10 protein-coding genes are annotated in these 12171 nt (G+C 41.0%); 4 read left to right on the top strand and 6 right to left on the bottom strand.

What is annotated here, in order from left to right:
* The first annotated feature begins 9 nt into the window (after positions 1-9).
* Positions 10-462: a class Ib ribonucleoside-diphosphate reductase assembly flavoprotein NrdI gene (gene nrdI, locus F9856_RS04850; RefSeq protein ID WP_009911016.1), complete on the top strand. Its 453-nt coding sequence runs from the start codon at positions 10-12 to the stop codon at positions 460-462.
* 152 nt (positions 463-614) lie between these two features.
* Here nrdI and pulA read toward each other — a convergent pair whose 3' ends face one another.
* The 6 genes from pulA to F9856_RS04820 form a co-directional block, all read right to left on the bottom strand.
* Positions 615-2666, bottom strand: a complete 2052-nt coding sequence (gene pulA, locus F9856_RS04845) for a type I pullulanase (RefSeq protein ID WP_202105930.1) — start codon at positions 2664-2666, stop codon at positions 615-617.
* Between the two features lie 23 nt (positions 2667-2689).
* Positions 2690-3673 carry a LacI family DNA-binding transcriptional regulator gene (locus F9856_RS04840; protein WP_029173762.1) on the bottom strand — a complete coding sequence of 328 codons (984 nt, stop codon included), beginning with the start codon at positions 3671-3673 and terminating at the stop codon, positions 2690-2692.
* Positions 3674-3682: 9 nt separating this feature from the next.
* On the bottom strand, positions 3683-4393 hold the full coding sequence (locus F9856_RS04835; RefSeq protein WP_236659547.1) for a hypothetical protein: 711 nt from the start codon (positions 4391-4393) through the stop codon (positions 3683-3685).
* A 131-nt stretch (positions 4394-4524) separates the two neighbouring features.
* Positions 4525-5367, bottom strand: a complete 843-nt coding sequence (locus F9856_RS04830; protein WP_024384271.1) for a sugar ABC transporter permease — start codon at positions 5365-5367, stop codon at positions 4525-4527.
* A gap of 1 nt (position 5368) precedes the next feature.
* Entirely contained in the window at positions 5369-6664 is a 1296-nt protein-coding gene (locus F9856_RS04825) for a sugar ABC transporter permease (protein ID WP_009911009.1), read from the bottom strand.
* 212 nt (positions 6665-6876) lie between these two features.
* Complete coding sequence (locus tag F9856_RS04820; protein WP_202105929.1) at positions 6877-8136, bottom strand: extracellular solute-binding protein; 1260 nt, start codon at positions 8134-8136, stop codon at positions 6877-6879.
* Between the two features lie 302 nt (positions 8137-8438).
* Here F9856_RS04820 and malQ point away from each other — a divergent pair, with 302 nt between their 5' ends.
* The 3 genes from malQ (at position 8439) to F9856_RS04805 (ending at position 11883) form a co-directional block, all read left to right on the top strand.
* On the top strand, positions 8439-9977 hold the full coding sequence (malQ, locus tag F9856_RS04815; protein WP_202105928.1) for a 4-alpha-glucanotransferase: 1539 nt from the start codon (positions 8439-8441) through the stop codon (positions 9975-9977).
* Positions 9978-10057: 80 nt separating this feature from the next.
* On the top strand, positions 10058-10957 hold the full coding sequence (locus F9856_RS04810) for a helix-turn-helix domain-containing protein (protein WP_202105927.1): 900 nt from the start codon (positions 10058-10060) through the stop codon (positions 10955-10957).
* A gap of 14 nt (positions 10958-10971) precedes the next feature.
* Positions 10972-11883, top strand: coding sequence for a helix-turn-helix domain-containing protein (locus tag F9856_RS04805; protein WP_202105926.1), 912 nt, complete (start codon positions 10972-10974; stop codon positions 11881-11883).
* The last annotated feature ends 288 nt before the right edge of the window (positions 11884-12171 follow it).

Here is a 12171-nt window from a genome sequence, read left to right as displayed (position 1 = left end):
AGGAAATGTATGAAGAAGAAAATATATTTGGTTTACATCAGTTTGAGTGGCAATACAGAGAGTTTTGTGAAACGTCTAAAGTCCTTTTTCCAATTTCAAACTGACTGGGAGATTGAGCTAGTTCATGTTAAAGATTTGGTCAAGCAGGATATTCCTTTCTATCAGCTAGATGCACCCTTTGTCGCCTTTTTACCAACCTACTTAGAAGGTGGAAATGGAGTGGACAACGGAGATGTGGAAATTCTGACCAATCCTCTCGGAGATTTTATCGCTTTGGGGACCAATGCAGAGCTCTGTCTGGGTGTCGTTGGCTCAGGTAACCGCAATTTTAACAACCAATATTGTCTAACTGCTAAGCAATATGCTGAGCGATTTAATTTTCCTGTTATAGACACCTTTGAACTCAGAGGAATGCAGAATGACATTGAACGCATTGGTCGGAAGATAATGGAATTGATGTAAAGAGCCTCAACTCAGCTTTATGCTGGGTTGTTTTTTTGGTCACACAAAAAAACTCACCAGCGTGACCGATGAGTTTTAAGGAGATTATGAAAAATATTTAGGATTGACTATAGTATACCTCAGACTATATCGTGTTTCATCGGTCTAAAGTCCTATTTGTCTTCTAAAATGCAAATACTCTGTCCTGCAATCGTGATTTCTTGCTGATCACGCTCTTCGACTGGAGGATAGTTGTAGAGAACTGCCTTATCTTTTTCACGTTCATAGGTAAAGTCGCTATCCGCAAAGTTGATGATAAATTGAATGGTCTTTTCTTCACTTGTTACTTGATAGCGAAGAACATATTCAGTTAACCAGTAGAAATCACAAGTTTCTTGGATACTTTCGTAGTTATCCTGGCTGAGTATTGGATTATTTTTGCGGAAGGTAATTAATTCCTGAATGAACTCGATATGTTCCTTATAACGAATAGCTCGTGTCCAGTCCAGACGGTTGATACGGTCAGGGACATTGTAAGTATTATCTATTTCATCTTTTGTACGGAAAAATTCTTGTCCACTATGAATAAAGGCCATACCCTGAGAAATCAAAATCAGTTGAAGTCCAAAGCTTGCAGCACGTTTCTGCTGTTGAGGTGTCCAGTTTGGATTCTCAATATGGAAATAGTCAAATGCTGTAGCATTATCATGGCATTCGATGTAGTTGAGGGACTGTTGAGGCGTTAAGAAATGGCTTAATCGGCTACCAGTCAGGAGATGTTGTACCTTTTCGTGTAATTGCTTATCTACTAGACGGTTTGGATTGAGCAAGAGTTTCTTAAAGGTATCACGGTAATCGTCATTGAAGAAGCTGATTTCAGGTAACTGCTCTGCATTGTACTGGTGAGCCAGCTTTTCAAATTCGAGGCCTGTTGCCATTTTCCATCCTTCACCATAGAGGTAGACATTTGGGTAAATGGCAGATAATTCAGTTTGAATCTGGTTGATTGTTTCGCTATCTAAAATACCCATAAGGTCGAAACGGAAGCCATCAAAACCATAGAGTTCTAGCCATTGGCGAAGGGATTGTTTGATGTAGTTGCGGACCATACTGCGCTCGCTGGCAACGTCGTTACCGCAGAATGTCCCGTCTGTTCGCATGCCGTGGTCATCATAGCGATAGAAGTAGCCTGGAACGATGAGCTCAAATGCGTACTTTTCAGCATGATAGACGTGGTTGTAAACAACGTCCATAATAACTGAAATATCTGCATCATGGTAGGCCTGGATAGCCTCTTGTAGCTCTAGAATACGTGCGTAAGGATCGTTTGGTTGGCTAGAATAGGAACCTTCTGGCAGATTGTATTGCATAGGGTCGTAGCCCCAGTTGTAAACAGCTTGGGGTTTATTTTCATCCACACTGCCAAAATCATAAACAGGCAATAATTGAATATGGGTAACGCCTAGTTCTCTGATGTAATCCATTCCTAGCTTCATTCCATCCATGGTAGGAGACTCTGTCAATCCGAGAAATTGACTGCGATGCTTGAACCCGGCTTCTTTTTGCCATGAGAAATCACGGACGCTCATTTCATAGATAATGGCCTGAGAGATAGGTCGTTGGGTCTTAGCACGACGAATTTTATGAAGTTTATCTGGATTGATAACGTAGCTGTCACCTGAGTTGGCTGTGGAAGACAGGGCGTAGGGATCGTGAACGGAAATCCATTCACCGTTTACTTTGTGGAGATAGTGATAGCTGTGCGCTTCTAGGTCTCCTTCAACAGTAATTTCCCAAACTCCTTTTGCTCCCTTAGTCATTGTATGTGGGTTTCCTTCTAGAACAAGAAAAACTTGCTTAGAAATAGGTGCCCATAACTTAAAGGTTGTTGCCTCTGGTCGATAGGTTGCTCCCAAGTCTTGGCCATTGTATGTATAACTTTGTTCAAAAAGTGTAGAGCGAACGATATGACCATAGCCGAGTTCAGCTTTATTACGGTCCTGGTCGTAGATGGTATAGTCCTTGTCCAATGTCAATGCATGGAGGCTGGTTAGATAATAGATAACGAGATTGTCTACTTCTAGACAGGAATGGATAAAAAGTTGAGACGTAGCATCATTTGATTCGAGTGAGAAGCTCATATGTTCGGAGTCGAATCGTTTTTCCATGACCAAGCGAATAGTAGCTACATCATCTAGAAATGCTTGAAATTGTCGTAATGCCATGAGCCGAACGGCTCCTTTCTAGGTTAAAGTTCAGTAATCGTATGTGGAATGACGCGGCGGTAGCAGACCTGCTTGTCTTCCTTATTGTCGCTGATGATTTGGTGCAGAGTGTTGAATGCGACGCGTCCTAGTTTAATAGCGTGGACGTCAACGTAGGCTTCAATATCTAGTTTTGGCTTGACGGAGTCAAAAGAAATGATAGGAAGTTTGACTCCGACTTCGTTGAGATATTTGACAACACCTTCGGCAACGGAAGTGTCGGTTGTGACGATTGCATCCAGGTCTTGTTTGAGTAATTTCTTAGAAATTTTATAGGCACTGTCTTCGAGAAGGAAGCCAGACACAAACTTGACCTTGTTTTCATCCAGGGGAATATTGTGCGATTTAAGGGCGTTCTTGTAACCAGTATAACGGTCTTGAGATACGACTAACTCTTTGTTACCAGCGACGAAGGCAATGTTTTTGTAACCTTTATTGATGAAGTAGTTGGTAGCTTCAAAGCCGGCCTGGATATTATCATTATCAACTAGTGATATGAATGGAGAATCCGCCTTACCAAGAATGAGGAAGGGGAATTTGTGTTGGATAGCTAATTGTACCAATGGATCGTCGGGCTTGGAATAGAGGAAGATGAGGCCGTCCACTCGTTTGCCGTAGACCATCTGAGAAATTGCTTCTAGACGTTGTTCTTCATTCTTTCCTGTGGAGATTTGGATGGCATAATTATGATCTGCCGCAACTTGAGAAATTCCTCGTAAGGCGGTAGGGAAGAAGGGGTTTTGATAGAAAACATCCGAGTCATCTGGCAAAACTAGTCCGATAACCTGTGTATAGCTAGAAACTAGGCTTCGAGCGTTGAGGTTTGGATGGTAGTTGAGATCCGCCATGGCTTTCCGCACCAAGTCTTTCGTTTTTTGGCTAATGGCAGAGCTATTTTGAATGACACGAGTAACTGTAGATGGCGAGACACCAGCTAATTTGGCCACATCTTTGATGGTAGCACGCATATAGACCTCCTAGATTTCATCTCTGAATTTTGTTTTGAAAAATACCCATAACAAGCATAGCACAAATAGGATATTTTGTATGGTTAGAAGGGTAGTCACAGGTTGACCAAATAGTCCAATTAGACAGGCTATAAGAGTAGGCAGGCCCAGACAGTTGAGAGCAAAATTATAGCACTCTGCAAACGTTTCAAAATGGAAGAAACGAGACTTTTTAGTCAAAAAGAGGAAGAAGCTGGCTCCTAGTAGGATGAAGAGTAGGTTTGTTGTTAAAATAAAGGTCGAAATAAGAGTGATGGACAGTCCGACAGCTGCTCGGTTGGCTTGATACCATTTTTTAGAGATGGTTGCAGTCAAGGTCTCCTTACTAGCAAAATCGTCAGTATTCAAACCTTCATAAGTCAATTCGCTTAGAATATCACTTCCTTTACGAATAGTCAGAGACTGATTGGCGAATTGATAAGTAAAGTCAGAACTAGAGCTAACGGTATCACCAAATGTCACTTGCTCCCAGTTAGTATTTCCAGTATAGGTTAGGTGGTTGTTTTCGATGACTGCGTGTTGCCGGAGGTCATCTACGACCGGATCTGTCAGAGGTGCATAGATACCTTCTACGAAATTTTCTAAAGGATAGGTTTCGAGATTGACAGTCTGTAGGGAGCTCGGAATGAGCAAGAGCGCCACTAAAAAAAGCGTTGTAAACAACCGTTGCCAAAGGTTCATTAGTCTACGATTGGCAAACATATTTCTTGGAGAGAAGATACTAGAAAAATAGGAAAAAGGATATGGGAGCATTCGTTGAACCTTTCATAAATATCAATGTTTCCCCTGAAAAGGGAAAAGGTGGGACAGGGTTATCCCTTGTCGCCACCGCTTGTTAAACCAGATACAAAGTTCTTTTGTAGGAAGAAGAATAGGATACTGATAGGGAGGGCAATAAGAATGGCACCTGCCGCAAAGTAGGCAATCTTCATATTCTTCACATCACTGATGAAGGTTTGAAGGCCGACAGCTACAGTATAGAATTCTTTTTCACGAAGCAAGAATTTGGATAGGATGTAATCTCCAAAAGGTCCCATGAAGGCCCAGAGCGCTTGTACAGCAATCATTGGACGAACGAGTGGGAGGACGATTTGCCAGAAACGTCTGAAGTGACCGGCACCGTCTAGTTTTGCAGATTCATCAAGTGAGATTGGCACCGTATCGAAGTAGCCTTTCATGAGCCAAGCGTTCATTGGGATACCACCACCGACATAAAGGAAGATGAGGAACCAGCTTTGGTTGAGCGCATTGAGCATGAGGGCCATAACGAAGAAGGCGGTAAGAGCAGCCATGGTTGGTACCATTTGGATAATCAAGAAGAAAACCAAACTCTGCTTACGAGCGATGAAGTTATAGCGACTATAAGCGTAACCCGCTAGTACCACTATACTTGTTTGAATAACCATTGTCAAGAGAGCAATGATAAGCGTATTGAGGTACCAGGTTCCGTATAGAGTCTCGCTAAAGAGCTTGCTGAAATTGTCTAGTGTAAAGTTGATATTGCTATCCAATTTGAAGGCAACCACGTTACCAGACTTGAAGGCGGACATGATTGTAATCAAGAGAGGATAGATGATGATAACAGACAGAACAATCAGATAGAGATAGGTTAAGGTCTGATTGATTCTACGTCTAAATTTTACAGATACTTTCATCTTATACATCCTCCATTTCAAAAGCATTTAGTTTTTTGAAGGCAATCATGGAAATACTGATGACAATCATTGAGATAATCAATGTAACTGCTGCCGCCATTGAGTATTGAGGTGATGTACCTGTGGTTAATTTATAAATCCATGAAATCAAGATGTCAGTTGAACCTGCTCCACCACCGACGCTACCAGGACCACCATTGTTGAAGAGGTAGATGATAGAGAAGTTGTTGAAGTTGAAGGTGTATTGACTGATTAGTGTTGGAGCTGCTACTGCTAAAATCATCGGAAGGGTGATGTTACGGAATTTTTGAATGGCACTTGCACCATCAATGTAAGCAGCTTCGTACAAGTCGTTTGGAATGGATTGTAAAATACCCAAGGTCAAAACATAGATATAAGGGAAACCAAGCCAAGCCTGCATCATAATGAGAGCAACTTTAGTCCAGAATGGGTCGGTCTTCCAAGGGATAAGGAAATTATCGATGAATGGTAGGAATTTGCTCAAGAATGGCAATACCTGTGTGTTAATAGCACCGACACTATCGTTGAACATGTTACTAAAAGTCAAGATAGTTACGAAGGCAGGGACAGCCCATGGGAGCAAGAAGATAACACCGAAGATACGTTTTCCTTTGATGAATGGCTGATTTGCGATGATGGCTGTCAAGATACCGATAACAATTTGAGCTGTTGAAGCGCAGAGTGCCCAGATAATTGTCCAGCCAAGTACAGAACCAAATGCGGTACGGAATGTGCTTAGTTTCCAGATGTTTGTAAAGTTAGTAATACCAATCCAATCCAACAATGCGCTTGGTGGCAGGTGTTTGAAGTCGTAGTTTGTAAAGGCGATAAACAATGTAACGACAACTGGGAAGATGATAGCAAAGGTCATCGCAATATATGATGGGATAATCAAGAGATATGGGAAACCATTCTCATAGATACCTTTTACCATTTCTTTTAATGTGGTAGCCACTGGCATCCCTGAATTCCATCGTTTCGCGGTATCACGTGCATCTTTTAGGTTGAGTGCATAGAAAGCGAGATAGACAACCGTGATAATCAAATGGAAAGAACCGCGAATCAGCATGAATAGTGAATTATCTTGTCCACGAACACTACCGAGGGTAATCAAGTTGCCTAATTCACCAGCTGCAATAGCAATAAAATAAACAAGGAAGGCAAGCGTAACACCTAAAAAGATGTATCCTTTAGCTTTTTGTTTATTGTAGATTTGTCCGAGACCAGGGATCAGGGACAAAAGGAGTGCCTTACCTGGATTTTGTTTCATAGTCATAGTCTCCTTATATAGCTTCTGAATAGATGGTGGATGTTATCGTCATTTAGTTTTTCTTTTATTACTTCGTTAACTCGCCTTGCCTAACTTCAGTTATGCCTGCGGCTCATTACCTCGGAATAAAAGCAAACTAAAAGACTATATCTATTCAGTTTATCGTTAAGTAATAAAGTAGACTGGGAAGAGAACTCCCAGTCCAACTTTAAACTTGACTAGTTGCTGTGTTTTTGAGCAATTTCGTCTGCAATAGCTTTCACAGCGTCTGTTGCAGCAGTCTTAGCGTCTTTTGAACCACTTGCAGCTTCGAAGAGCATGTTACCAGCTGGTGTCCAAACTGAACCCATTTCTGAGATGTTTGGCATTGGTTGAGCTGAAGCAAACTGGTTGATAACTGCAGTTGTCAATTCGTCTTTTTTGCTTACAGCATATTCACGAGCTTCAGTGTTAGCTGGAACTTCGTTTGTAGCGTCGTAAAGTGCTTTTTGTTGGTCTGTAGCAGTCAAGAAGTCAACAAACTTTTGAGCCATTTCTTGGTTTTTAGCACCTGCTGGAACAACCCATGCTTTACCACCACCGAATGCTGAGTAGTTTTTGCCGTTTACAAGAGTTGGTATTGTTGCTACACCATAGTTTACACCAGCTTCTTTATATGAAGCTGCTTTCCAAGGACCTTCGATGATAGCAGCTGCTTTACCGTCTGTAAATTGAGTGTTAATCAAGTTGTTTGCAGCAGTACCGTCTTGAAGACCTTGAGGCCATTTTTCGTACCAAGTTTTAGCGTATTCAATTGCTTTGATGGCACCTTCATTAGCAAGTCCGATGTCTTTTGGATTTGTACCATTTTCACCGAATACATAGCCACCGTAACCAGAAAGAAGTCCGTATGTATAGTAGAAATTCGTCCAGTCAGCTAGGAATGCTGAAGTTTTACCCTCTTCACCAGCAAATGCGTATTTACTGTCTTTAGCAAGTGTTTCAAGTTCTGCAAATGTTTTAGGAGCTTCAGTCAACAAGTCTTTGTTGTAGTAAAGAACAAGTGTTTCGATAACCGCAGGTGAACCATAAACTTTACCACCGTTTGTTACAAGAGCAGTTGTTGTGTCATCTGCTTTGCTATCATCTGCAAGAGTCAATTCAGATAGTTGACCTTCAGAACCAAGGCTACCTACACGGTCGTATGGTGCCATCATAACGTCTGGAGCTGAACCAGATTGGTTATCCAATGACAAGTTATCCAAACCAGTTAAAGCATCACCAGTTTTAACGGTAACAGATACACCATTTTCTTTTTCGAAGCTAGCTTTGACATCGTTGATGTAAGATTCATAACCTTGGTCAACGTAGACAGTCAATTCTTTGCTACCTTCAGCAGACTTAGATGCCTCTGTTGATGAACCTGAGTTTGAGCATGCAGCTAAAACAGCAGTTGATGCAGCAAGAAGAGCAACGCTCTTAAAGAGATTGTGTTTCATTTTCTTCCCTCCGAAGATAAATAGTTTTGTGTGACGCTTGCTTTGCGCAAACGTTTTCCTAAGTTGATTTCATTATACACTAGATTGAATCCGTTTGCAAGCGTTTTTATAAAAATTTTTAAAATTTTTTTTGAGTTTAAAAAAATATAAGAATTTTTTTGCACACATTAATGAAAAGAAATATGGAATGGCATGTGAACTAACAGAATTAAATGGAAATTTCTTGATTTGTTACCGTTTTCAGTATATAATAAAAAAGAGAAAACGTTTGCGTTGTGCAAGCGGATTAGATAGGAGAACTTATGAAAGTAAGACAGAGTGGTGTGCTGATGCACATTTCATCATTACCAGGGAAATATGGAATTGGTTCCATGGGACAATCGGCTTATGAATTCGTTGATTTTTTGGTAAGAACTAAGCAACGCTATTGGCAAATCTTACCTTTGGGAACAACCAGTTATGGAGACTCTCCTTACCAGTCATTTTCAGCTTTTGCAGGGAATACTCATTTTATTGATTTCGATATATTGATTGATAAAGGCTGGCTGGCAGCAGAGGATTTGCAAGGTGTTCAGTTTGGGCAGAAACCTACAGAGGTAGATTACGCAGCTGTTTTTTATGCTCGCCGTCCATTACTGGAGAAGGCGGTTGCCAACATGAAGGCACAAGGCTTGCCAGAAGATTACTGGATGTTCTTAGGGGAGAATGACTTTTGGATTCATACCTTTGCGGAGTATATGGCTATAAAAGAGCATTTTGATCTCAAACCTTGGACAGAGTGGGAAGATCAAGGTGCACGCTTACGTTACCACGATACCTTGGAATATTATCGTCACTTGTTAGCAGATCGAATTGATTATCACCGCATTACACAATATTTATTCTTTTCACAATGGAAGGCTTTAAAGGCTTATGCCAATGCCAAAGGGATCGAGTTTGTTGGGGATATGCCGATTTATATCGCAGCTGATTCAGCTGATATGTGGGCCAACCCACACTTCTTTAAGACGGATGAAGAAGGCAAGCCAAGTGTGGTTGCAGGCTGTCCACCTGATGCCTTTTCAGAAATCGGTCAGCTCTGGGGCAACCCAATTTATGACTGGGAAGCGATGAAACACGATGGCTTTACTTGGTGGGTGGCACGCTTACGTGAATCCTTCAAGATTTATGATATGGTTCGGATTGACCACTTTATCGGCTTTGCTTCCTTCTGGGAAATTCCAGCTGGGGAAGAAACGGCAGTTAACGGCTACCGTGTAGAAGCACCAGGTTTTGAACTGTTTGAAACCATCAAGTATCACTTGGGTGATTTAAATATCATCGCAGAAGATTTGGGAACTGTGACAGACAAGGTGATTCAACTGCGTGAAACAACTGGTTTCCCAGGTATGAAAGTCTTGCAATTTGCCTTTGATCCTGAGGGCGACAGCATTGAAATGCCGCACAATCATCGCAATAATGTCGTAGCTTATACTGGTACGCATGACAATGATACGATTCTTGGTTGGTATGAAAAGGAAACGACGGAAGAATCCCGTGCATTCTTAGACAAGTACAGCAATCGTCGTGAGGATGAAACGGTTAGCCATGCGATGTTCCGCTTGCTGTTCGGCTCACCTGCCTTCATGGCCGTGGCTACTATGCAGGACTTGCTTGGTCTGGATGGGTCAGCTCGTATGAATCTGCCAAATACCCTTGGTGGCAACTGGACCTGGCGGATGACTGCTGACCAACTCACCCCTGCAATTGAGGCGGACTTGCTTGATTTGACAGTAACCTACCGCCGTGAGAATGCTATTATAAAAGCAAAAGAACAAGAAATGACAGAACCATCAGCCTAGGCTGGTGGTTTTTTGTAAAGGCTTGCAAGATATGGTATACTGTTTGGGTAAGGATGAACAGGTGAAGTAGGGGGACTAGTATGGATTTAGGACAAAAAATTGAACGCTTACGATTAGAAAAGGGGCTGAGCCGTCCAGATTTTTGCGGAGATGAATCCGAGTTGACGGTACGGCAATTAGCTCGGATAGAAAGTGGTCAATCGCAGCCCTCTATACCTAAGTTAGAGTATATTGCCCAGCGTTTGGGCATTCCAGCCTATAGCTTGATGCCAGACTATAAGGAACTACCACAAGGCTATTTGGAGCTCAAGTATAAGTTGCTGCGGGAGCCGATATATAATAAGATTGAGGTGCTGGATAAAAAGGAAATACAGTTAGAAGACCTTTATAATCGTTATTACGAAGAGCTACCTCTAGATGAACAGCGAGTGTATAGCGTTCTGCAAGCGACGATAGATACGACAAGTAGTAGAAATCCAGAATTTGCTAGTGCCATCTTAGATGAATATCTACCTAGCTTGGAAACGAAAACAGTCTATACTATAAACGAAATCTTGTTAATTCGTCTCTTTTTCTTTCAGTTGCTAGAGAGAAAGGACATCTATCAATACGGACAAAAGATAGATTTATTTATGTTACGGCTTGTCGAGCAGTTTAAAATTACACGTCAAGAAGATTATTTTATTGTGCGTGATGTACTCTTTTCAGGTCTGTGCTGCCTTGAAAAGATTGAACATTATGATTATTTTGATACCTATCTGGAGTGTTTGCAGGATGTTATGGAAGCGACGGAGGATTATCAGAAAAAACCACTTGTATTGATGCTCATCTGGAAGCAACTGTTGAGAAAGACACAAGATTTTTCAACTGCTGAGCCGATGTTTCAATCAGCTAAAACTTTTGCCAAAATCATCGGAAATGACCATCTAGCACAGAAATTGACAGAAGAGTGGCAAGAAGATTTGAAAAAATATTTGTAAGGAGGAGGGGCGACATGATTTTAGGACAAAAAATCGAGCAACTGAGACTAGAAAAAGGGCTGAGCCGTCCAGATTTTTGCGGAGACGAATCCGAGTTGACGGTACGGCAATTAGCTCGGATAGAAAGTGGTCAATCGCAGCCCTCTATTCCTAAGTTAGAGTACATTGCTCAACGTTTAGGCATTCCAGCCTATAGCCTGATGCCAGACTATAAGGAATTGCCACAAGGTTATCTGGAGCTCAAGTACAAGTTGTTGCGGGAGCCGATATATAATAAAGTGGAGGTGTTGGATAAAAAGGAACTATACCTTGATGAAATAGAGGAACTGTATTGTGAACAATTACCACCAGAGGAATCGGTGTGGGTTGAAACGTCAAGAGCGATTTTAGATGTTATTCGCACACAACATCCAGAATATGCAGTAGCCTTATTAGAAACGTATTTACCTGAACTTGAGGAGAAAGAAGTCTTTTCGTTGAAGGATTTAGAACTGATTAGTCTGTATTTCGTCAGTGTATTTGCACATATAAAAAATAAGAAAAATCAGTTATCAGAAATTGGCAAGTTGCAATCGTTCTTATCGCGTTTAATAAAGCATGTCAATCTTGTTCAGCCAGAGCAATTATTTCTTCTGAGTAATGTTATTTTTTCAGGTCTGGCTTGTTTGGATATGCTGGGGTCCTATGAGTTTTTTGACCTTTATATTGCTTGTCTTCAAGAAATAATGGAGAAGACACAGGATTTCCAAAAGAAACCAATTTTACTTATGTTGCATTGGAAACATGCTCTTGTTGTGGAGAATAAGTATAGTTTGGCAGAAGGGTGCTATCAAAAAGCAAAACTATTTGCTGATATGATTGGAGATACACATTTGGTAACCATGTTAGAAAAGCAATGGCAAGAAGATTTGAAAAAATATTTGTAACTATAATTTATCGGTGACATGAATGTCATCGCTGAAAGACCTAAAAGATATGATAGTTCGTCTTTTAGGTCTTTTTCTATCTCTTGAATGCCTTTTTACGAGTTTTAGACTATTTTCGATGACATTGCTGTCATTGGTGATTTTGTAGAAAGTAGATATACTCATAATGTAAATAAAATTAAAGGAGTTAAGAAAGTATGTTTGGCTATTTCAAAATTTTGGATATTTCAGGTTGGTGGATAAAGAGAGGATAGAAAATGAGATGTATTTTTGAAAAGGTGTATATTC

Source organism: Streptococcus suis (assembly GCF_016743335.1).
GTDB classification, from domain to species: domain Bacteria; phylum Bacillota; class Bacilli; order Lactobacillales; family Streptococcaceae; genus Streptococcus; species Streptococcus suis_Y.
Note: the sequence above shows the minus strand (reverse complement) of the source record. Positions and strands in the feature narration are given on the sequence as shown.